Source organism: Nocardia aurea (assembly GCF_003123685.1).
GTDB classification, from domain to species: Bacteria; Actinomycetota; Actinomycetes; order Mycobacteriales; family Mycobacteriaceae; genus Nocardia; species Nocardia aurea.
In genome coordinates this window covers 104,197-126,551 of record NZ_QCYJ01000116.1, presented here as the reverse complement: position 1 = coordinate 126,551, position 22,355 = coordinate 104,197, and the positions used below count along the sequence as shown (strand labels likewise).

At 67.7% G+C, this 22,355-nt stretch carries 20 protein-coding genes; 10 read left to right on the top strand and 10 right to left on the bottom strand.

Features of this window, described 5'->3' with window-relative positions:
• Both DAT37_RS28030 and DAT37_RS28025 read right to left on the bottom strand, forming a co-directional pair.
• Positions 1–855 (bottom strand): Bax inhibitor-1/YccA family protein, encoded by an 855-nt coding sequence (locus tag DAT37_RS28030; RefSeq protein WP_109527873.1) that lies wholly within the window; start codon positions 853–855, stop codon positions 1–3.
• Positions 856–983: 128 nt separating this feature from the next.
• The gene (locus tag DAT37_RS28025; protein ID WP_232840049.1) at positions 984–2,135 is read right to left on the bottom strand and encodes a class I SAM-dependent methyltransferase; all 1,152 of its coding nucleotides are present in this window, start codon (positions 2,133–2,135) and stop codon (positions 984–986) included.
• A gap of 716 nt (positions 2,136–2,851) precedes the next feature.
• Between DAT37_RS28025 and DAT37_RS28020 the strand changes: the two genes are divergently transcribed.
• Positions 2,852–3,436, top strand: coding sequence for an AMIN-like domain-containing (lipo)protein (locus DAT37_RS28020; protein ID WP_109527872.1), 585 nt, complete (start codon positions 2,852–2,854; stop codon positions 3,434–3,436).
• Between the two features lie 223 nt (positions 3,437–3,659).
• Positions 3,660–4,193 carry a hypothetical protein gene (locus DAT37_RS28015; RefSeq protein WP_109527960.1) on the top strand — a complete coding sequence of 178 codons (534 nt, stop codon included), beginning with the start codon at positions 3,660–3,662 and terminating at the stop codon, positions 4,191–4,193.
• Here the strand turns inward: DAT37_RS28015 and DAT37_RS28010 are convergent.
• Complete coding sequence (locus tag DAT37_RS28010; protein WP_109527871.1) at positions 4,187–4,510, bottom strand: hypothetical protein; 324 nt, start codon at positions 4,508–4,510, stop codon at positions 4,187–4,189. The genes DAT37_RS28015 and DAT37_RS28010 overlap by 7 nt on opposite strands.
• A gap of 132 nt (positions 4,511–4,642) precedes the next feature.
• Positions 4,643–5,497, bottom strand: coding sequence for a metallophosphoesterase family protein (locus DAT37_RS28005; protein WP_109527870.1), 855 nt, complete (start codon positions 5,495–5,497; stop codon positions 4,643–4,645).
• A 173-nt stretch (positions 5,498–5,670) separates the two neighbouring features.
• Here DAT37_RS28005 and DAT37_RS28000 point away from each other — a divergent pair, with 173 nt between their 5' ends.
• The 3 genes from DAT37_RS28000 to DAT37_RS27990 all read left to right on the top strand — a co-directional run bounded on the left by DAT37_RS28000 (position 5,671) and on the right by DAT37_RS27990 (position 10,797).
• Entirely contained in the window at positions 5,671–7,377 is a 1,707-nt protein-coding gene (locus tag DAT37_RS28000) for a GMC family oxidoreductase N-terminal domain-containing protein (protein WP_109527869.1), read from the top strand.
• Positions 7,378–7,447: 70 nt separating this feature from the next.
• A complete protein-coding gene (argS, locus tag DAT37_RS27995; protein WP_232840048.1) occupies positions 7,448–9,226 on the top strand; it encodes an arginine--tRNA ligase in 1,779 nt (592 codons plus the stop codon).
• A 149-nt stretch (positions 9,227–9,375) separates the two neighbouring features.
• Positions 9,376–10,797 (top strand): AIM24 family protein, encoded by a 1,422-nt coding sequence (locus DAT37_RS27990; protein WP_109527867.1) that lies wholly within the window; start codon positions 9,376–9,378, stop codon positions 10,795–10,797.
• A gap of 18 nt (positions 10,798–10,815) precedes the next feature.
• Here DAT37_RS27990 and DAT37_RS27985 read toward each other — a convergent pair whose 3' ends face one another.
• The gene (locus DAT37_RS27985) at positions 10,816–11,829 is read right to left on the bottom strand and encodes a DUF6745 domain-containing protein (protein ID WP_109527959.1); all 1,014 of its coding nucleotides are present in this window, start codon (positions 11,827–11,829) and stop codon (positions 10,816–10,818) included.
• A 55-nt stretch (positions 11,830–11,884) separates the two neighbouring features.
• Positions 11,885–12,211 (bottom strand): hypothetical protein, encoded by a 327-nt coding sequence (locus tag DAT37_RS27980; RefSeq protein ID WP_109527866.1) that lies wholly within the window; start codon positions 12,209–12,211, stop codon positions 11,885–11,887.
• 163 nt (positions 12,212–12,374) lie between these two features.
• On the opposite strand from DAT37_RS27980, the gene DAT37_RS27975 reads away from it, so the two are divergent.
• From DAT37_RS27975 to DAT37_RS27955, 5 genes are all read left to right on the top strand, one after another.
• Positions 12,375–13,388 (top strand): STM4015 family protein, encoded by a 1,014-nt coding sequence (locus tag DAT37_RS27975; protein ID WP_109527865.1) that lies wholly within the window; start codon positions 12,375–12,377, stop codon positions 13,386–13,388.
• An 82-nt stretch (positions 13,389–13,470) separates the two neighbouring features.
• Positions 13,471–14,610 carry an STM4014 family protein gene (locus DAT37_RS27970; protein WP_109527864.1) on the top strand — a complete coding sequence of 380 codons (1,140 nt, stop codon included), beginning with the start codon at positions 13,471–13,473 and terminating at the stop codon, positions 14,608–14,610.
• Positions 14,607–15,440, top strand: coding sequence for an STM4013/SEN3800 family hydrolase (locus DAT37_RS27965; RefSeq protein WP_232840047.1), 834 nt, complete (start codon positions 14,607–14,609; stop codon positions 15,438–15,440). The genes DAT37_RS27970 and DAT37_RS27965 overlap by 4 nt, the downstream gene beginning before the upstream one ends.
• A complete protein-coding gene (locus DAT37_RS27960) occupies positions 15,437–16,777 on the top strand; it encodes an STM4012 family radical SAM protein (RefSeq protein ID WP_109527863.1) in 1,341 nt (446 codons plus the stop codon). The genes DAT37_RS27965 and DAT37_RS27960 overlap by 4 nt, the downstream gene beginning before the upstream one ends.
• A gap of 7 nt (positions 16,778–16,784) precedes the next feature.
• Complete coding sequence (locus DAT37_RS27955) at positions 16,785–17,666, top strand: STM4011 family radical SAM protein (protein ID WP_109527862.1); 882 nt, start codon at positions 16,785–16,787, stop codon at positions 17,664–17,666.
• A gap of 3 nt (positions 17,667–17,669) precedes the next feature.
• On the opposite strand, the gene DAT37_RS27950 is transcribed toward DAT37_RS27955, so the two are convergent.
• The 4 genes from DAT37_RS27950 to DAT37_RS27935 all read right to left on the bottom strand — a co-directional run bounded on the left by DAT37_RS27950 (position 17,670) and on the right by DAT37_RS27935 (position 22,196).
• A complete protein-coding gene (locus DAT37_RS27950) occupies positions 17,670–18,626 on the bottom strand; it encodes an alpha/beta fold hydrolase (RefSeq protein WP_109527861.1) in 957 nt (318 codons plus the stop codon).
• Positions 18,627–19,579: 953 nt separating this feature from the next.
• Positions 19,580–20,155, bottom strand: coding sequence for an LppA family lipoprotein (locus DAT37_RS27945; protein ID WP_109527860.1), 576 nt, complete (start codon positions 20,153–20,155; stop codon positions 19,580–19,582).
• Positions 20,152–21,888, bottom strand: a complete 1,737-nt coding sequence (locus DAT37_RS27940; protein ID WP_109527859.1) for an alpha/beta hydrolase — start codon at positions 21,886–21,888, stop codon at positions 20,152–20,154. Before DAT37_RS27940 ends, DAT37_RS27945 begins: the two co-directional genes overlap by 4 nt.
• A complete protein-coding gene (locus DAT37_RS27935; protein ID WP_109527858.1) occupies positions 21,888–22,196 on the bottom strand; it encodes a hypothetical protein in 309 nt (102 codons plus the stop codon). The genes DAT37_RS27940 and DAT37_RS27935 overlap by 1 nt, the downstream gene beginning before the upstream one ends.
• Positions 22,197–22,355 lie beyond the last annotated feature (159 nt).

The window sequence follows — 22,355 nt, the reverse complement described above, 5'->3', positions numbered from 1 at the left end:
CTAGTCGTTGTTGAAGTAGCTCAGCAGTCGCAGGATCTCGACGTAGAGCCAGACCAGGGTGACGGTCAGGCCGAGAGCGACGCCCCAAGCCGCCTTCTCCGGCGCCTGCGCGCGGATCAGCTGGTCGGCGGCGTCGAAGTCGAGCAGGAAGCTGAACGCGGCGATGGCGATGCAGACCAGGCTGAAGATGATGGCGAGCGTGCCGCCGTCACGCAGTCCGAGACCGCCGGAGATGAAGAAGCTCGCGATCAGGTTGCCGAGAGCGAGCACGACGACGCCGATCAGCGCGCCGACGATCATCCGGGTGAAACGCGGGGTGACCCGGATCGCGCCGGTCTTGTAGACCACGAGCATGCCCGCGAAGACACCGAAGGTGCCGAGGACGGCCTGGCCGATCAGCGCGCTACCGCCGACGCCGCCGAATTCGACATCGGTGAACATGAACGACAGCGCACCGAGGAACAGGCCCTCGGCGACCGCGTAGGACAGGACGAGGGCGGGGTTGTCCATCTTGTTCGCGAACGTGGCGATCAGCACGAGTACCAGGCCGACCAGGCCGCCGACGATGACGAACAGCGGGGCGAGCGAGGTGTTCGCGTTGGTGAGCCCGTAGGAGACGATCGCCGAGACGATCAGCACACCCAGGGTGATGCCGGTCTTGGTGACGACATCATCGATCGTCATCGACCGGGTGGCCGGGGCCTGCTGGTAGGGCTGCTGCTGGTAGGGCTGCTGGCCGTACTGGTTGCCGATCTGGCCGGCACCCGCCACCCCGGACCCGAAGTTGGCGTACCCACCGCCAACGCCTTCTTGGCGGGGCAAATTACGGAAAACCGGATTGCTGGAGGTGCGCACCGCGGATGCCTTTCTGGAGTCGTTGCCGCTGTCTGTCGAGCCGAATACTCGATATCCAACTGCTTGTTCCAACGTCTGTCATCCCCAACGAGTTCCTCGGCCGATCGATGAGGCGGACAATTCGGACTCTACCGCTGTTGCACATCGTGGAGACCACGGACCGACCGCGTCACCGTGAACTTCCGATTCCGGCCGACGACGTCGGTGGAACCGACGATACGTTCCACCACACCCCGGTAGTTCAGATGCGAGTTGTACACCGCCCAGAGTTCGCCGCCGGGCCGCAGGACGCGGCCGGTCTCGGTGAACATCTTGATCGCCGAACCGGTGTGCACGGCGGCGCCGACATGGAAAGGAGGATTGCACACGACCAGATCGGCGCTGTTGTCCGCGGCCGACGACATCGCGTCGTCGCGGACCACGGTCACCCGGTCGACCATGTCGTTGGCGGCGACGGTCGCCCGGGCCGAGGCCACCGCGGCCGCGGACTGGTCGGTGCCGACCACCCGCAGGGCCGGGCGTGCCTTGGCGAGCGCGACCGCCATGATGCCGGTACCGCAGCCGAGGTCGATGGCGTCGCGGGCGTCCGGCTTCATCCACTTCAGGTGTTCGAGCAGGAATCGGGTGCCGATATCCAGGCGCGGCCCGGAGAAGGCCGCACCGTGCGCGACCACGTCGATGTCGAAATCCTCCAGCCGGTCCTGCACCGGGAATCGCGGCTCCCCCACCGGCTTCGGCCCCGTGACGAGCAGCGTGCGCGACTTCTGCCGCCCCCGGCTCGCTCTGACCTCCGAAAAGGACTGGGCCAGCATATCGTTCATCGACTTCGTCAGGTACTTGTCACGACCGCCGGCGACCACCGTCACCGAGGGATCGGCGTAGCGCGCGATGGCGTCGGCGATCTCGGCGAGTCCAGCCAGCGCGCGCGGCAGGCGCAGCAGCACCACCTCGACACCGCCGAGCAACTGCTCGCCGAGGGGATAGGCCGCGTATCGATCGGCGAGACCGAGGGCGCGGGCGTTGTTGGCCAGGGCGAGTTCACCGGTCAGTAGATCCTGGTGGACGCGAATACCGCGCAGATCGTGTCCGACGACCACCCCGAGCGTGAGCGCGCCGTAGCTGTCCCCGATAATCGCTACCTTCCCGCTACCGGAAGAGCCGATGGCCTCGGCGGCGACGTCGAGGATCAGCCGATCCGCCGCATCGACGGCATAGAGGTTCTGCGCCTCCACATCCGGATAGCGGCGTAATCGGGCTAGCACGTCCTCGAGATCTCCCACACCGTCAAGTGTGCTAGATCGTTGCCGAATAGTCGCGTTTGGGCCGATATTTCTTCTCCCCCGCATCCCACGATTCGAGACGATGACCGTGAATTCCACCAGCACAGTGTATTTCGTGCCGACATGCCGCGACTTCACGGCCCACGTCCGGCGTGGCGATCCGGCTCGACATCGCCTCCGCGAGTCCCGAAATGCCCGAATCCATTCCGACCTCGACCGCGCGGGTCGTTCATCGACCGCGACTCGACCTGCGCCACGGGCACGTTCGGCTCCCGAGTCCGGGTCCGGTACGCGTACGTACTGGTCACACCGACTAATCAGCTGTCCTTACGAGTGTGCGTACCGCTGCAAGGACGGGGCTCCGACCGAGGCGGTCGGCGGCCTCGACACACGAAAGGCACTGACCGGCAGACGGATTACCGACCCCGGCGAGCACGGACCGAATTCGCGACGGACGATCCGGCGCGAGACCCGGCACCCGATCGCGTTCCACCCCCGCCCCACACGGGTTCTCAGCCTCGGGCGCAACCGCTTCCCGGCACCGGAAACGCGGGAATACCGGTATACAGCATCATTTCAGCTAACTTTTTCCGCAGTGGTTTTCGCGTCGTCGTCCACGGCCCACATCCCGCCGGAAGTCCGCGCGCGAACATCCATGCGGCACAGTCCGGCCCGTTTCCGCCGCCACGCAGCATTCACTCAGTAACATCAGTCACATGCGTAACACGATTGTGTCGACGATCGCGGTGACGGCGGCCCTGCTCACGGGCTGTGACGACGGCGACACCACCCGCCCCCCGTCGAATGTGTCCAGCACCGCCGGTACGACCGGCACTTTCGCCGACGTACCGGCGCCAGCACCCGCCGACGCGCAACCCAAACGCGGCGAACCGTCCTCCGGCGCCGGCCTCACCGTGACCGGTATCCGCATCGGCTCGCAGCCGGGATTCGATCGCGTCGTCTACGACCTCGGCGGCACCGGCAGTCCGGGATGGATCGTGCAATACACCGATCGCGCCGTGCAGGACGGGAGCGGAAACCAGATCGACGTCGCGGGCCGATCGATACTGGAAGTACAGATCACCGGTTCGGCCTATCCGTTCGACAGTGGCGTGACCCCCTACGAGGGCCCGGATCCGGCGACCGCCCCCGGCACTCCCGGTATCGCCGGGGTGTACCGGACCGTCGTCTTCGAGGGCACCACGCAGTCGTTCATCGGCGTGAACGCCGCCAGACCCGGGTTCTCGGTCAGCACACTCGCCAACCCGACCCGGCTCGTCATCGATATCGCCACGCGATAGCCCGCCCCCGCGCGCGCCGACGCCGGAATCGTCGCTTTCGTCCTTCTCCGACAAACGGGCGGTACCCCCGCCCTGATCGGTCTCCGCCCCCGGAAAATCGATGGTCTCGATCTGGGCACGCACGGCTGACGTGCACCCGGTGGAGCAAGTACCGTCGAGTGGTCCGGTACGATACGCAACCCTCGCGGAACCGGACGCCCGAGGGGAGAGAGGCGAAACCGACATGCGACAACTGGAACGAGCGGGCCTTGCCGCCGCAGCTGCCGCCACCGTTATCGGCATCTTCTTCCTGGGTGCGTGTTCCACGTTGGTGACCGGAACCGCCGAGGTGAACCAGACCGATCTGGCCGCCTACCGATCCGATATGACGGCCTCCTCCATCTCCGCTTCCTCCTCCCGGGCCGCCGCCGCGCAGACGGCGACCGAGGCGGCCTGCGACACCTTCTTCTCCGCGAACGAGAGTTCGGTCAGTAGTTTCAACGCCTACATCGACGCCAGCAACAGCAGCGCACCCGACACCGACGCCAAGGCCACCAGCGCGGTCACCGCGTTGCGCGGCAACGCGCAGAATGTCGATCGCTCGGTGACACGGGAGGTACTGCCCGACGTCGCCGAGAAGTTGCGGGCCTACCGAGACGACACCAACGCACTGGCGGGCACCCTGGAACAGCGGGTGGACATCGCGACGCTCAACGTGGCCATCGACAAGTTCAACGCCACCAAGAACGTCGCGCGCGATACCTGCCGCGCCTACTGAGTCCCGCCGAGGCCGAGCCGGGGCACGATCCCGGCCTCCCCCTGATCGGTGCGGCGTCGGCGCTCCAGGACCAGCAGGACCGTCCCGCCGATCAACGCCGCTCCCGCGATGACGGCGCCGACGATCGCCAGGCCCGGGTAACCCGCCGTGAGGAACACCGCGGCCAGCACCGCGAAGGCGAGTCCGGTGACGGCTACGCCGATTCCGGGCCAGTGGCGGGGATCGGCGAGTGCCGCACCGGTTCCCGTCACCCTCGGGCGCGCGATATCGGGTGCGTCGTCGAGCGGGGGGATCTCCCACGTCTCTTCGGTTCTCATGGCGTCACGACCTCGGCTGTGCGGTTCGGACCGAACGCCCGAACGCTGCTACGCGCCGGGTTTCCCATCACGGCCGTCGCAAACCGATCGGCGAGAAACAAGGCGCGGCAGCACAACCGAGATGGCGCCGGATCAGACCGCCAGGTCGTGAGCCGCCGTCTCCGCCGCGTACGGCAGCGGCAGCACCAGCCAGGAATCGGCGCTGCGGTAGTCGGGTAACGCCGATCCCTCGGGATCGGCGCCGAGTCCTTCGACCCGCGTCGTCGCGCCGTCGCCGCGGTCGACGCTGTCGGTATAGCGGTAGTGCAGATGGCCGTGCAGCAGCAGATCGGGGCGCAACGTGCGCACCACGCGCTGGATCCGATCCTGATTGGGCAGGCATTCCGGCAGGTTCTTGCGGTTCCAGTCCGGATCGGAGCCGCGCGGCTTGTCGTGGGTGAGCAGGACATCGACCGGGCTGTCGTCCGCGAGCAGGGCATCGCATTCGTCGTCGGTCATCTCCTCCTCCGGGAACCACAGTGTCTCCGCGGTCACCGGATGACGCGCGGAGCCGAACTGCCTGCGGCGTCGGGCCGTGCGCTCCTGCGAGGCCTCGTGCGCGAGCCGCCACTGCTTGTCGACGGAGTAGGCGCCGCCGAACGCGGCGAAACGGGTGCCTTCCCAGGTCCAGCGCAATCCGCGCGGCGCGTAGCGGATGTTCTTGCGGCACACCAGGAAGCCCTCGTCGTCCGGTTCGGCGCCGTACATCCGGTGCAGCAGCGAGGATTTGTCGTGATTGCCGTCGAGGAAATACACCTGCACGCGGCATTTGCGCGCGGCCCGGTTCACCACGTCGAAATAGCGACGCCCCGCCGCGATGTGTTCCCACGCCCCGAAATCCCCCAGCACGAAGAGCCGATCGCATTCCTGGCGCGCCGCGACGCGCAACAGCGCCAGCGCGTGGCCGGTATTGCCGTGCAGGTCACCTGTCATCAGAACGCTCCCCATCTCCCCATGGTGACAGCGCCCGCGCGGCCGGGCATCCGCATTTCTACCTGGTGCCGGGTAGGTGATCCGCCGCCGATCTGGCCGGAAATGTGGATCGGATGTCCCCGGATCTCTCCCGCGCGTCACCGGATCTCGGGAACAGTAGGCACCCGACACTTCGGCAAAGGACGGTTATGAGCGGCAAGTCCCACCACTACGACGTGCTGGTGATCGGTTCCGGGTTCGGCGGCAGCGTCACGGCGCTGCGTCTCACCGAGAAGGGTTACCGGGTCGGCGTGCTGGAAACCGGCCGTCGCTACGCCGACCACGAATTCGCCAAGAACTCCTGGCACCTGCGCGAGTATCTCTGGGCGCCCAGACTCGGATGTTTCGGCATCCAGCGGCTGACCCTGCTCAAGGACACCTTCGTCATGAGCGGCACCGGCGTCGGCGGTGGCTCGCTTGTCTACGCCAATACCCTCTACGAACCGCCGGAGACCTTCTACCAGGACAAGCAGTGGGCCCACATCACCGACTGGCGTGACGAACTGGCCTCGCATTACGACCAGGCCACCCGCATGCTCGGCGTCACGACCAATCCGGCGACCACCCCGTCGGATCGGGTGCTGCTCGAGGTCGCGAAGGATATGGGTATCGCCGACACCTACCGGCGCACCCCGGTCGGCGTTCTGTTCGCCGACAAGGACGCGCGGCCGGGCGAATCGGTCGCCGACCCCTATTTCGGCGGCGCCGGACCACAGCGTTCCACCTGCACCCACTGCGGGGAATGTATGACCGGTTGCCGTCACGGTGCCAAGAACACGCTGGTGAAGAATTATCTCTACCTGGCCGAACAGGCGGGCGCCACCGTCCATCCGCTGACCACCGCGGTCACCGTGCGCCCGCGCCCGGAGGGCGGATACGCCGTCGACACCGTCCGCACCGGACGCTGGATCCGCAAACAGCGCACCACCTTCACCGCCGACCAGGTGGTGTTCTCGGCCGCCGCGCTCGGCACCCAGCAGCTGCTGCACAATCTCAAGGATCGCGGGCACCTGCCGAATATCTCCGATCGGCTCGGCGAACTGTCGCGCACCAATTCCGAGGCCGTACTCGCGGCGCGGGCGCGCGGCAAGGATTCCGATTTCACCAGGGGCGTCGCGATCACGTCGTCGATCCATCCCGACCCGCACACCCACGTCGAACCGGTCCGCTACGGCAAGGGCAGCAATTTCATGGGACTGCTCACCACCGTGCTGGTCGACGGGCAGGAGGGCAAACGGCGCTGGGTGCTCGGCGCGCGCGAATTGTGGCGGCAGCGACGCGATCTGACGACATTGCACAATCCCTCGCACTGGTCCGAGCGGATGATCGGCCTGCTCGTCATGCAGAACATCGACAATTCGATCGTCACCTACAACAAACGCGGCCTCTTCGGCAGGCGCATGACCACCAGGCACGGCAACGGCACGCCGCCGCCCGCCTGGATCCCGGTCGGCAACGAGGTCACCCGCCGGGTCGCGGAGAAGATCGACGGTATCCCGCAGGGCAGCTGGACCGAGATGGTGAACATTCCGATCACCGGGCATTTCATCGGCGGCTGCCCGATCGGCGATTCACCGGTCACCGGTGTGGTCGATCCCTATCAGCGGCTCTACGGATACGAGGGGCTGCACGTCGTGGACGGTTCGACCATCTCGGCCAATCTCGGCGTCAATCCGTCACTCACCATCACCGCCCAGTCCGAGCGCGCGATGTCGCTGTGGCCCAACAAGGGTGAGGAGGATCCGCGCCCGACACTCGGCGCGCCCTATCGCCGCGTCGCGCCCGTCGCCCCGAAGAATCCGGTGGTGCCGGTGGCGGCCCCCGCCGCTCTGCGCCTGCCGATCACCCCGGTCTGACGGACCGGAATTCGCCGGCTCCGGCTCGCACCCGACTGGAATACTGGCCGCTCCGACCGAGGAGGGACCAGTGGTGGACCAGTCAATGGTGGACCAGTCCGGGGTGCGCTCGCTCAACGACCGGGTGAGCAGCGCCGTCACCACCGCGATCGGCCGTCTGCGGCCCGATGTGTCCGACGCCGACGCGATGGTGCGACGTTCCGCGCACGCCGATTTCCAGTCCGGCGCCGCGATGGCGCTGACCCGGCGGACGGGGCTGAGTTCACCCGATATCGCCGCCGCGCTGGCGGCCGAACTCGAGGCGACAGAACTGTTGTCGGGTGCGACGGCATCGGGACCGGGTTTCCTGAATCTCTCGGTCACCGACCGTGCGGTGTGGGGCCAGATCACCGCGCGACTGGACGACCCGCGCCTCGGCGTCGCCGCGTCGGAAGACCGGCGGCGCACGGTCGTCGACTATTCCGGGCCGAATATCGCCAAGGAGATGCACGTCGGCCATCTGCGGACCACGATCATCGGCGACTGTCTGGTCCGGGTGCTCGACTTCCTCGGGGCGACGGTGATCCGGCGCAATCACCTCGGGGACTGGGGAACCCAATTCGGGATGCTCATCCAGTACCTCACCGAACATCCCGACGCGCGGTGGCGCCACGGCGAGGTGTCGGGCGACACCGAATCGGTGTCGGCGTTGGACGGCCTCTACAAGCGGGCACGGGCGGAATTCGACGCCGACGCCGCGTTCGCCGAGCGCGCCCGCGCGCGGGTCGTCGCGCTGCAATCCGGTGATGCCGGGACGCGGGAGCGGTGGCGGGAGATCGTCGCCGAATCCGAACGGGCCTTCGCCGTGGTCTACGCACGGCTCGGCGTACTGCTCACCCCGCAGGACTCGGTCGGCGAATCCAGTTACGCCCCGGTACTCGCCGACACCGTCGAAGCCCTGGTCGCGGCCGGTATCGCGGTGGACAGCGAGGGCGCGCTCGTCATCCTGTCCGAGGAGGTCCGCGGCCCCGACGATCGGCCGGTACCGCTCATGGTCCGCAAGAGCGACGGCGGATACGGCTACGACACCACCGATCTCGCCGCGCTGCGGCAACGGATCGACGAACTCGGCGCGCGGCGGTTGCTCTACGTGACCGATTCGCGGCAGGCGCTGCACTTCCGGCTGATCTTCGAGGCCGCGCGCCGGGCGGGCTGGCTCACCGACGATATCGAGGCCGAACATATCGCCTACGGCACCGTACTCGGACCCGACGGACGGCCGTTCAAAACCCGCGCGGGCGGCACCGTCCGGCTGCTCGACCTGCTCGACGACGCGGTCGCGCACGCCGAGGCGATCGTCACGGGCAAGAATCCCGAACTGCCCGCGACGACGGTGCGCCGGATCGCCGAACAGGCCGGGATCGGCGCGGTCAAATACGCCGACCTGTCCACCTCACGGATCAAGGACTACACCTTCGACCCGGCGCGGATGGTCGCGCTGAACGGCAATACCTCCGTCTATCTGCAATACGCCCATGCCCGCATCCGCTCCATCCTGCGCAAGGCGGCGAACGAGCGGCACGAGGTCGATCCCACCGTCTGCCCGGAGCCCGCCGAACGATCGCTCGCCCTCGAACTGGACGGCTACGCCACGGTTCTGGCCGAGGTCGGCGCGACACTCGAACCGCACCGGCTGTGCGGGTACCTCTACGACCTCGCCCGCGCCTTCACCGCCTTCTACGACCGGTGCCCGGTCCTCACCTCGCCGGAAGCGGTGCGCGGTAACCGGCTCGCGCTGTGCTCTCTCACCGCGCGCACCCTCGAACAGGGACTCGGACTACTCGGCATCGACGCGCCGGAGCGGATGTGACGGGTCGCCCGACGCCACCGCCCGGACGGACGGGTCGCCGTGCCACACGCGCCGAACCACTGGGAACAGTGGCGCGCGCGCCGAAGTCGGGACACACTTGAGGCCGTGAGCCGCGTGTCATTCGGACCTATCGTGAAGCGGGCCGCGCGATGACCGCGCTGGCCCGGGGCGAGAACCGTCCCGCGCCCGCCGATCGGCTGACGATCACCGTCAACTGCTCGGCGCCCGTCGATGTCTCGGCGCTGCTGCTCGGGTCGAACGGGAAGGTACGCTCCGACGCCGATTTCGTCTTCTTCAACCAACCCACCGGGCCCGGGGTCACCTACCGGCACGGGCAGGGCGCGGGGGATGTCGTCGACGTGCGGACCAGCGCGCTGCCCGCCGATGTGGAGCGCGTCGTGGTCACCGCGAGTCTGGACGGAAGCGGTCCCCGCACCTTCGCGGGCGCGAATTCCCTGCTCGCCACCATCGGATCGGACGCGGGCACGCTGACCTTCCCGATGACGGGCCTGAGCACCGAGACCGCCGTGGTGTGCGTGGAGATCTATCGTCGCGCGGGCGCGTGGAAGGTGCGCGCGGTGGGGCAGGGCTACGACAACGGGCTCGCCGGTATCGCGACAGCATTCGGCGTGGATATCGATGCCGAACCCGCACCACCCGCCCCCACATCCGCGCCACCGCAGTCCGCCTACTCACAACCACCGAGGCAACCACCGTATCCGCCAGCGGCACCGCCTTATTCACCTCCGGCCGGTTCCTACCCCCCGGCGTCGGGCTACCCGACGCCCGCCGCGCCGCCCCCGATGTCAGCACCGCAGCAAGGAGCACTGCCGATGCAGAGCGATCTGTTCAACCCGAGCTTCGCCGAGGCCACCGGCGTCGGCATCCAGAAGCAGGGCGGCAAGATGATCAAGGTCGCCGTCAACGGCGAGACCATGGCGCGTGCCGGATCGATGGTCGCCTACCAGGGCGATCTCAACTTCCAGGCGCTCGGCTCCGGCGGTATCGGCCGTGCGATCCAGCAGCGGCTCACCGGCGAGGGCGTGCCGTTGATGAAGGTCACCGGACGCGGTGACCTGTTCGTCGCCAGCAATGCCTCCGACGTGCACACCATCGATCTGGACGGCAGCGACGGGCTCACCATCAACGGCGCGAACGTCCTCGCCTTCGATTCGAGCCTGCGCTACGACGTCAAGCGCGTGCAGGGCGCGGCCGGATACGCCAGTAACGCGGGTCTTTTCAACTGTGTGTTCACCGGACGCGGCCGGATCGCCATCACCACCCACGGCACCCCGGTGGTGCTCAATGTCGACCAGCCGACCTACGCCGATCCGCAGGCGGCCGTGGCCTGGTCGTCGAGTTTGCAGACCGGGATCAAACGCAACGACTCCTTCGGCCTCGGCCGTCTCATGGGCCGCAGCACCGGCGAGGGCATCACGCTGTCGTTCTCCGGTCGCGGATTCGTGATCGTTCAGCCGTCCGAACTGCCGCCGGGCGGTCTCATCGGCGGCACCGGCGGCGGTCAGCAGGCGGGTCAGAGCGGCGGCCTGTTCGGCGGCGTCCTCGGCTGACACCGTGCCCCGAACCGCTCAGGTCTGCTTCAGCGGTTCGTAGTCCTGCGCGCTGACGCCGAAGGTCCAGGCGACGCCCTCGCGCGCGGTTTCCGTGTCCGGCGGAACCCGCAGCCAGTAGGTGCGATTGGTGCCGTCGGGTTCGGGGGTGGAGTTGACGACCTCGACCATCGCGACATCCTCGTCACCGTCGAGTTCGATACGCCACAGCACGCCGGTCTCGTCCCTGTGGATCGGCTTGGCGCCCGATTCGTCCAGGTAGCGGTCGTAGCCGTAGTACTCCAGCATCACCCGGCGCAGCTCGGCGTTCTCCTCCTGGCGGATCTTCTCGGCGGTCAAACCGCTCAATCCGTCGAGGAATTCGGCGGGCACCGGCATACCGCGCCACGCGTACAGCCCGAATCCGTCGGCGTAGGCGAGGGCGGGCCCGTCTCCGCGGTCCAGGCGTCCGGCTTCGTCGCGGTGCAGTTCGGTCGGGCGTTCGCTGATCAGCGCGACCTTCTCGTAGGGCCACCACAGACCGGCCTCGCGGGCGATGGCGGCGAGCGGGGCCAGCGGTTGTCCGGATTCGGTGCCGAACGCGGACAGCCACGCGGCGTCGAACTGCCCCAGCGCGGCGTCGAGCAGCAGCAGTCGAATCTTGTTCCGCTTCTTGGGTTTCGACGCCACCTCCTCGATGACGCCGGTCCGGATGCGGTCGACGACGGTACTGGTCAACTCCCAGAGATCCGCACCGGTCGCCTGCCAGTGCTCACCGAATCCGATCGGGCCGAGTTCGGCGTGCGACCGCGCGCGCTCGGCCGCCCACGGACCGTTGCGCACGGCCTCGCGCACGCAGGCGCCCGTCTCCCCCAGCGCGCCGTCGGTCCGCAACATCCGCACCGCTTCCAACGGCGACCGCGCCCAGGCGATGCGCTCGGGCTCGGCGAGCCCTGCCTGCCGGTAGGCCGCGCGCACCGCGTCCTCGGTCACTTTTCGATCACCGGGGCCGGTCGCCGATGCCACCGACCGCCACTCGTCCCGCTTTGTCACGAACTCGCTCAATTCCGTACTTCCCGAATATCTTTCGACGTTTTCTCGTGTGTTCTCAGTCCGCGACGATGCGCACCGAACCGGGCACGTACTCGCGCTGGCGCACCACCCGATACCAGCCCTTCGGCAATCCGATGGCGGCGTGTTCCTCGTGGACGACCCGGCCGCCCTCGGGCAGATGCAGCAGCATCGGCCCCGTCGCCCCCGCTTCGCGAATCAACCTGCCCGGCCCTTGAACCGCGTGCGCGTGGCCGGTGACCTCCCCCAGCGCGAGCACCAGCCTGCCCCTGGCGTCCCTGGCCACCGAGGGCGCGTGGGCGGCCGAATCCGGTACCGCGCTCTCGTTCAACGGCATGATCAGAACATCACCCTGCCGATACATGATTTCCTCCCGTCGCGGCCCGAGATCCGAGCCGTGCCGAGACGGTAGCGCGCCACACCGACAACCCGCGCCGTGATCCATCCCCGGCGCTGCCGTTGTCGGTGCGGCTTGGTAGAAACCACGGGATAGATCACGAGAACGGCCGAAAGGGACTGGGCGACATATGAGCATCGGCGACCACATGAAGGAGTTCGGCGGGTTGCCTGCCTTCGCTTTCCCCGGGCCGGAGAAGAAGAAAAAAGACGGGAAGAAGAAGGACGGAAAAAAGAAAGGCGACGAGAAGGCGGGCAAGAAGAACCTGCCCGCCGCGCGCTCGGTGGCCTGGCGCCTCGGTGTGTCGTCGTGGGATTCCAAGGAAACCTGGGAGGAATGTTTCGCCCGGTTCCTCGATGCCGTCGACACCACGCAGGTCGAAGCCCTGATCGTCGGCCAGTGGACCGAGTCCTACGACAACGGGCCGGAGTCGGTGATCGAGGCGCTGATCGCCGCGAAGGATCGCCTGCCCGCGTTGCGGTCGCTGTTCCTCGCCGACATCGTGATGGAGGAGAACGAGATCTCCTGGATCAAACAGGGCCGGATCACCCCGCTGCTGGAAACCTTCGCCGAACTCGAGGAATTCGGGGTGCGCGGTGGTCAGGATCTGGAATTTCCGCCGACGCGTCACGAGCGGCTGCGGAAATTGACTTTCGAGAGCGGCGGTCTGCCCGCCGAGGCAGTGCGCGGTATCGGCGCGAGCGATTTCCCCGAACTCACCCACCTCGATCTGTGGCTGGGCACCTCGGAATACGGCGGCGACGCGGTCGTGGAAGATCTGGCCCCGATTCTCACGGGCACCCGGCTGCCGAAATTGACGCACCTGGCGTTGCGCAACAGCGAGATCCAGGACGAGATCGCCACCGCGCTCTCGGCCGCGCCGGTGGTCGCCCGACTCGAATCGCTCGACGTCTCGATGGGTGTGCTGTCCGACGACGGCGCGGCGGCACTGCTCACCGGTCAGCCGCTGAGCCATTTGAAATCCCTGGATATGCACCACAACTACCTGACCGACGCCATGCGCGAGCGGGTGCGTGCCGCGCTGGAACCCGCGGGCGTCGCGCTCAGTCTGGACGCCGACGACGCCGAGCAGGACGACGAGGAAGACGGCACCGTGTGGCGTTTCGTCGCCGTCGGCGAGTGACGAGGGTCATCGATGCGCCGTCGCGAGTCCGTGCGGAGTCGGCTCCGTCACGGCGCTCCCTCGGCGCGGCAAGTGACGCGACATGACTGATGTCCGCGGGGCCGCACCGCGCTGGGTGATCGTCGGCAACGGTGAGAACCGCAGGGTCGGCATGTTCGCCGAAGCCGCGGTCACCGCGGGTTCGGCGAAACCGCGCGTACTCGAATGGCGTGACGTCCTGCGCGCGGGCGGTCACGAATTCGCCGCCGACGAGATCGTGCGACTCGACTCGCCCGGCGAGAACGCCGAGGTGGATCGGGTGCTGCGCGGTGTGCCGGATCCGACCCGGGTCGAGGGTTCGGCACGCTGGTACGTCCGCTTCCTGGAGGCGGTGCGTTCGCTGCGCGGCGGCATCAGGCTCGACGATCCGGACGATATCGCCGTGCTGTTCGACAAGCGCCTGTGCCACGAACGGCTGGCGCGGGCGGGCGTTCCGGTGCCGCCCGCGCTCACCTCGGGCACGGCCGCACCGGTCCACGACTGGTCGGATGTCCGCGAGCGTATGCGCGAGGCGGAGATGGCGCGCGTGTTCGTCAAACTCGCGCACGGGTCGTCGGCCTCGGGTGTGCTCGCGATCGAATCGACGCGCTCGGGCCGGATCCGGGCGACGACGTCGGTCGAGATCACCGCCGACGGCGTATTGCACAACTCGCTGCGGATACGGCGTTACACCGACGAACGCGAAGTCGCCGCGATCGTCGACCGGCTCGCACCGGACGGCTTGCACGCCGAGCGCTGGATTCCGAAGGCCTCGCAGGACAACCGATCGGCCGATCTGCGCGTGGTGGTGATCGCGGGCCGCGCGACCCACGTCGTCGTCCGGACCAGCCGGGCGCCGATGACCAACCTGCATCTCGGGGGGACTCGCGGTGACGTGGACGCGGTGCGCGCCGCGGCGGGTGAGCAGTGGGCCGAAGCCATGGCGATCTGCGAACGCGCCGCCGCCTGCTTCCCCGGAACACTGTGCGTCGGTGTGGATCTGCTTCCCGTGATCGGCTGGCGGCGATTCGTCGTCGGCGAGGTCAATGCCTTCGGCGACCTGCTGCCGCGGCTCACCGGCCTGCCCGACGGACCCGCCGCCGGACTCGACACCTACACCGCGCAGATCCGCGCGGCCCGCGACCGTCATCCCGTCGCGTCGCCGGCCGTTTCGTCGCGAGTCATGGTCGGGTGCGCTTCGTGACCACCCCCGACCCGCGCCCCGATATGACCGAGGTGATCGGCCGTGACGACGTCTTGTTGCTCACCCTCGACACCCTGCGCTACGACGTCGCGGTCGAAGCGGCCGCCGCGGGCCGTCTGCCCAATCTGGCCGCGCACCTGCCCGGCGGACAATGGCAACGACGCCATGCGCCGGGCAGTTTCACCTACGCCTCCCACCACGCGATCTTCGCCGGATTCCTGCCGACCCCGGCCACGCCCGGCCCGCATCCGCGTCTGTTCGCGGCGCGTTTCGCGGGAAGCGAGACGACGGCGGAGAGGACCTTCGTCTTCGACGAACCCGATCTGGTGACCGCACTCGCCGCGCGCGGGTACCACACGGCATGTGTCGGCGGCGTCGGCTTCTTCAACAAACAGGGCGCGCTCGGCAGCGTCCTGCCCGGCCTGTTCGCCGAAAGCCATTGGGAGAAGGAGTTTTCCGTCGCCTCGCCCACCTCGTTCGAAGCGCAGGTGGCCTGTGCCGAACGTATCGTGTCCGCGCTGCCCGAGGACCGGCGACTGTTCCTCTTCGTCAATGCCTCCGCACTGCATCAGCCCAACTGGTTCCACCTGCCGGGCGCTACCCGCGAGGCGGGTGACAGCCGCGCCACCCACGCGGCCGCACTGCAATACATCGACCGCCACGTGGGACGCCTGTTCGACGTGATGCGTTCGCGGCGGCGATGTTTCGCCATCGTCTGTTCCGACCACGGCACCGCCTACGGGGACGACGGCTACACCGGACACCGGCTCGGCCACGAATCGGTGTGGACAGTCCCCTACGGCCACTTCTTCCTGGAGCCTCCCGCATGATCGACACCGTCGCGCTACCTCGGCCGTACCAGAACTACGTCTACGCGTATCCGCACAAAACCGCCTACCGTCCCCTCACCCCGCGACCGGCCATCGCCGACCTGTGGTCGGGCGAACCCACCAGCACGCTCTCGCTCTACCTGCACATCCCCTTCTGCGAGGTCCGCTGTGGATTCTGCAATCTGTTCACCCGGGTCGGCGCCCCCGACGGACTCACCGGCCGCTACCTCGACGCGCTGACGCGTCAGGCCGAGACCGTGCGCGCGGCCCTCGGCGACACCGAGCCGGTGCGTTTCGCCAATGCCGCGTTCGGCGGCGGCACGCCGACCTTCCTCGAGGCCGGAGAATTGACCAGGCTGTGCGATATCGCCGAGCACGTGATGGGCGCGGACCTGCGCGCTGTCCCGCTGTCGGTCGAGGCCTCACCGAGCACCGCGACCGCCGATCGGCTCGGCGTCCTGGCCGAGCGCGGGACCACGCGCCTGAGCCTGGGCGTGCAGAGTTTCATCGACGAGGAGGCCCGCGCCGCCGTGCGCCCGCAGCGGCGCGCCGATGTCGAAGCGGCACTGGGCCGGATCCGCGACGCCGACATACCGGTGCTCAACATCGACCTGATCTACGGCATCGACGGCCAGACCGCGGCCAGCTGGCGACTCTCACTCGACGCCGCGCTCGCGTGGCGACCGGAGGAGATCTACCTGTACCCGCTCTACGTCCGTCCGTTGACCGGCCTCGGCAGGAACGTCGACCCCGTCGCGGCCGAACATGATTGGGACGAGCAACGGCTGCGACGCTACGAGGAGGGCCGCGATCACCTGCTCGCCGAGGGTTACGCGCAGGTCTCCATGCGGATGTTCCGCCGACTCGACGCGCCACCGCAGGGCCCCGACGATTACGCCTGCCAGACCGACGGCATGATCGGTCTGGGCTGCGGAGCCCGCTCCTACACCTCCGGCGTGCACTACTCGTTCGATTACGCCGTCGCCCCGCGTGAGGTCCGGGCCATCATCGACACCTACACGGCCACCACCGATTTCACCCGCGCCGCCTACGGCCGGGTCATCGACGGGGACGAGGCCGAACGCCGGTACCTGCTGCAATCGCTGTTGCAAGCCGACGGTTTCTCCGTCGCGGAGTACCGCGGGCTCTTCGGCCGCGATCCCCGCGACGGTTTCTCCACCGAACTCGGGTCGCTCGCCGAGCGCGGCTGGCTCGACGACGCGGGATCGGACCGGCTGCGCCTGTCGCCGCGCGGTCTCGCCTACTCCGACGCCATCGGCCCGGAATTCTTCTCCCCCGCCGTCCGCGCGGCCATGGCCGCCTACGAGCACCGGTGACCGGCCCGTGGCTCTGACGATTCTCTACCGTGGGCCGCTGTCGTCGTGCGACTACGACTGCCCGTACTGCCCCTTCGCCAAGCGGCGCGATTCGACCGAGCAGTTGCGCGCCGATCGCGCCGCGCTGGAACGTTTCACGCGGTGGGCGGGTACCGCGACCGAGCACCGGCTCTCGATCCTGTTCACACCGTGGGGTGAGGGGCTGGTCCGCTCCTGGTATCGCCGGGCGATGATCGAACTGTCGCACCATCCGCATGTCGAGCGGGTCGCCATCCAGACCAATCTCAGCTGCCGCACCGAATGGCTCGCCGACGCCGATCGCGACACCCTCGCCCTGTGGTGCACCTACCATCCCGGCCAGACCCCGTACGCCCGCTTCCTCGACAAAACCGTGCGGCTGGCGAACGCCGGTGTGCGTTTCAGTGTCGGCATCGTCGGACTGCCGCAACATTCGCCGCACGCGCGGCGGCTGCGCGCCGATCTGCCCGACCACGTCTACCTGTGGGTCAACGCCGCCGAGGGCCACACCTACACCGATGCCGAGGCCGACGACTGGACCGCGCTGGATCCGCTGTTCCCGTTCAGCCGTCACCCGCACCGTTCCGTCGGATTACCGTGCCGTACCGGATCCTCGGTGATCTCGGTCGACGGCGAGGGCACCGTCCGCCGCTGCCATTTCGTGCCGGAACCGCTGGGCAACCTCTACGACGGATCCTTCTCCCGCGCGGCGGCGCCACGCGGCTGCCCGCTCGCGGTCTGCGATTGCCATATCGGATACGTCCACCTGGAATCACTGCCGCTCTACGACGTCTTCGCAGGCGGGGTCCTGGAGCGCATCCCGGCCGCCGCGACCGGACCCGGCCCGGTCGCCCTGCCCCTGCTCGGCTGAGCGTTACGCGGCGAGGGCGAAGCCGGAATCGAACGTCTCGCCCATACCGCTCACCCGCGTCATCAGGCGGGCCATGGCCGCGGCGACACCGGTCGGCTGCTCGAGGATGACCGAATGACCCGCGCCTTCGAGGATGACCAGATCCGCGTAGTCGACGGCGGCTGCCATCGCGACCGAATGCGACGGCGGCGTCATCAGATCGGCCGAGCCGCACAGCACCAGCGTGGGAATCCGCGACAGCGCGGCCAGCGCGTCGGTGCGGTCGTAGGTCATGAACGCGCTCAGGAAGCTCGCCATCGTCACGATGGGGGTCTCGTTGTGCATCGCGTTGGCCAGCGCGAGCACCCGGGGGCTCACCGTGCGATCACCGAATTCGGCGGTGCGGATGATCGGGGCGAACACCGTGCTCGCCACCCGCTTGGCATGTTGCATGACCCGCGGCGCGCGTCGGACGGCGGACTGGAACAGCGACACGACGGGGTTGCGCAGCAGGCGGCCGAAGCCCGCGTCGGCCAGTCCGCTGGCGGCGGTGGCGATGAGCGCGACACCGACGACGCGGGTTCCGATCTCGTGCGGGTTCTGGGCCGCGTAGGTCAGCGCGGTCATCCCGCCCATCGAATGCCCGATCAACACGACCGGGCCGGTCGGGGCGACCGCGTCGAGAACGTCACGCAGGTCGTGCCCGAGCTGGTCGAGGTTGTAGGTCCCCTGGGGCGCGGTGGCGGAGTCGCCGTGACCGCGATGGTCGTAGCAGACGACCCTGGCTCCGGCGTACCGCCGCGTCAGCTCGTCCCGGACGTAGGTCCAGGATTCGGCGCGCAGACAGTGGCCGTGCAGGAGGACGACGGTCGACTCCGCGTCACGCGGGCCGTATTCGCGTACCGCGAGCTCGACGCCGTCTCGGGTCGAGACCGTGGCACGACGTTCCGCCGAGGCGGTGAAAGTGCTGGTGATCGACATCGGATACTCCGGTCTGTGTTGCGGGGACAGCTCTACTGTCCATCGCATCCACCTCCGATATCAGGTCCCCGAGTGCTGGGGTCGACGCACCAAGGGTGGGCAGATCACCACCAAGGTTGTGGTTCGAGAGGTCGCGGCCGGAGCCGATGATGCGTGAAACCGATATCCGCCCCGCGGTCGGCGACCGTGGGGCGGATATCTCGTCGGCGCGAATTGCGTCAAATACCCACAATCGCCCGAATGGCTTCCAGCAGCGAGTTGATAAATTCGACAATCATCCGAATTCCCTCCTTCCCGCTCGGCCCGGTCGGATCCCTCGAGTGTGTCTCTCGAATGAGGTTACCCGGGAGCGCGAACCTAAACATCATTTGATAATTTAAAACCTGCCCTCCACCCCTTACCCCAGTCGTTCAACTGACCATATGGAAGGAATCGCGGAAATGCGACGAACAGTTTGCTAAGCGTCCCACATAACCGACCAGAAGTTCACGCAGGCGACATTAACATCCACCGGCCCGGATCCAGCATCGAGTCCACCGACATACATGCAGGTAGATCGATCTTTCCCCGCTCAGCACAGGACGCCCTCGGAGGCTCTCACGAATGCTGAAACGCCAGCGAGTGACTGGTTTTCAATCGATTCCTCCCGTAGCGACGCGACCCATTCAAGATAAATGGTTGGTAACGAAGCCAGGAGAATTCTTTTCCTCCAAAATAGTTCCGGTTAGCGTTTCAGGTATCGCCAAACTCGTGGCGATGGTGGGGAAGTTCTCACCGCGATGAGATAGGAGAATCAGCATGGACGCACTTGTCGCGTTGATTACCGCGCTGCTCACCACCCTGAGCGCGGGCTCGTAGCTCCATCGCGTAGTTGAACTGTGCCGGCCCAGCTCGTCGCGACGAGCTGGGCCGGTGCATGTGGTCAGGACGAATCCGCCGGGTCGGCGGTGGTTTCATCTGCCGCCGGGAGTGACGGGCGGGTTCGGTTCGGTGCCCGACTTCAACCGGCAACCGGTGACGCCCCCGATCACCGTCGCCTCCACATGACCGAGGGTGATCTCGTTCCAGGTGTCATCGTAGAAGCGGACGTTGTGGTAGCCGGGCTTGTCGACACGGATCTCCATCTGCGTGACGCCGTACGACGCCGCGATACGTCGCGTGTCGGCCAGCACATCGGGCCAGGCGTCATCGGGGATCGGACCGGGAGCGACGAGCCTCCCGACTTCCCGATTGACGCCTCCGATCCGGTTGCGATGGAAGTCGCCGCCGCAACTGCCCTGCGTCGCTTCGTCGCTGAGTTCGAAGCGCAAGGCGGGGACCCGGGCGGTGATCGCCCGAGCGATCTCGTCGACGGCGTCGGTGATCTGCCGCGCGGTGTCTTCCAGACTCGGCCAGTTGCGGAGCCGCTCCTCCAACTGCGCCAGGTAGTGCTCGTGCATCTCGTCCTTTCCGGTCGGGTCACACGCGGTTCCGGTCAATACGAGCGACACCCCGACCAGACCGGCGCCGAGGACCGCGCGGATCGTCATCGCACCGCCATCTCCGGATGGCCCGCGGCGATCATCGCGAAGTTGTACGCCGTGATCGTGCCCCGGTGCGGATATCGGCTGTGTCCGGTGACGCCGTCGCGCTGTTGCCCGTCATAGCCGACCCCGTCCTTCGTGGACAGGTTGTCGAAATCGCCGAACGAGGGGTCACCACCGAACCTTCCGAGATCGGCGACGGGGTCATCATCGGCCTCGGCGAGATAGGCGTGCCCCGGGCGCAACCCGAGATCGGTGGCGTCGTCGGCGAAGATCCCGGGAGAACCGAGGAAAACCGCGTCATCGACCACCGACTTGCCCTGCGCCTGCAACTGCTGGAGTGCGAGCGCGGTGGTGGACGATCCGTAGGAGTGCCCGAGCGTGGTGATATGCGGGTCCGAGGTGGTGGACGCGGTATCCAGACCCTCCAGGAAACTCGCCAATTTCGGTGCGCCGGAACGCATCCGATCCTCGCTCGCCGACCCGAGCGTGCCTTCGACCCAGTTGTCCAGGCTCTTGCGGGAGTCCCATGGCGTCCCCCCTCCGGCATCGGGAGGTTCGTAACCGATCCACGCGATGGCCGCCACCTCCGAGTCGTCGCCCCGGGACCGCAGCGCCTTCTCCGCCTCCATCTGTAGCCCCCTGGCCTCGTCGACCATGCCGGACAACGACCGATCGACGGTCGTGTCCTTCCCGGGAACAGCGACGGATATGTGGGCGGCGGTGTCCGGATCTCCGATGGAGAAAGCCGCTTTCACCCGTTCACCCGAGGTGTCGAGCACCAGCAGCCGCCCCTGCTCCGGGTTGGCTTCCAGAAGCTTGCCGACCTCGTCGAGCGATGCCAGCTTCTCCTTCACCAGATCGCGTTCGGCGTCCTCGTCGGTGAACCACCCACCGGTCGGATGGTTGTCGATATCGGTGTTCAGCTTCTCCAGCCGCTGCCGGAGCCGCTGTCTTTCGGTGGCGAGGACCGCGACGTTCGCCTCGTGTCTGGCCGCCGCCGGGATTCCGTCACGATTGCCGATCCACTCGGGATGGCGAGCGACGACCTCCTTGCGTTCGGTGTCGGTCAGACCGTCCCACCACGCCGCGTTCTGCGCGACCGTCGCGTTGGCGGGTGGCGCCGACACCGCCCGATCGACACCGGGATCCTCGGTCTCCGCGACCACCGGCCGATCCAGCGCCTCCCCCACCGCGTTGCCGGCGTCGCGAACCTGCTGCGCCGCCGCACGGATCAGCCGATCCGCCGACCGCGCCGCGTCACGTAACTCGAAGAAGGCCTTGTCGATCAACCCCTGTTGGGCCTGCGCGTTCCCGGTGATCTCCGCGCGCTTGTCGGCCGGGGTGTCGTCGGCGAACCCCACCCGGAGGGTCCAATCGTCGCGCACCCGATACGTTTCCCCCGCGATCGGGGTGATGTTCTCGGCCGTCTCGACCTTGTCGATCAGATTGGCGCGTTCGCCGGCCAGCCGCAGACCCGCTCGGCGCAACACCGTCGCCAGATCCACGACCTCCGCGTTGATCTTGGACGCTTGCCGGTGATCTTCGTCCACCCGGTCCGAGGCGGCATCGTATGCCGCACCGGCCCAGGAGGTATGGGCCTCCGCGACCCGTCGCGTCATCCGACGCAGTTCGTCGGCGTATCGACCGTTCGCCTCGTCGAGATGGTCGGCGAGCCCGGCGAGTACGGCGGGATCCCAGGAAGCGACATCGGTCCTGGTCAAAGCCCACTCGCTCATCAGCGACTCTCGGGCGCGCGGTAGTCGAATTCATCGAGCCGCCGCCCGAACTCGGCGTCGGTGACCGCGAGGTCGTCGGCGGCGACGCGCATCGCGGCGGCCACCGCCGTGACCCGCCCGCTCGTGCGCAGCCACGCCCCTTCGGTGTATTCGGTCGCCAGTTCGCACGCGGCCCCCAACGGCGTCCCTGCGAGACCACCCGCCACCGTCTTCGCTCGTGTCCGGACGTCGATCGCGTCGACGTTCGCGGCGATCTCATCCAAAGTTCGGGCCAGCGCGTTGATCTGATCGATATCGGCTTGCAGCACGATCCCCCCTCGGAATGCCGGCAACGCTCCTGGGTCCGAGATCGTAGCCGACGTGGCAGCGGCTCGCCATCACGTCTTCGACCGGCCCGTCCCTATCAGCGGCCCGGAATCTAGCAACGCTAGACAAGCTAACAGGCAAATGTTACCGTTGCTCCAGTT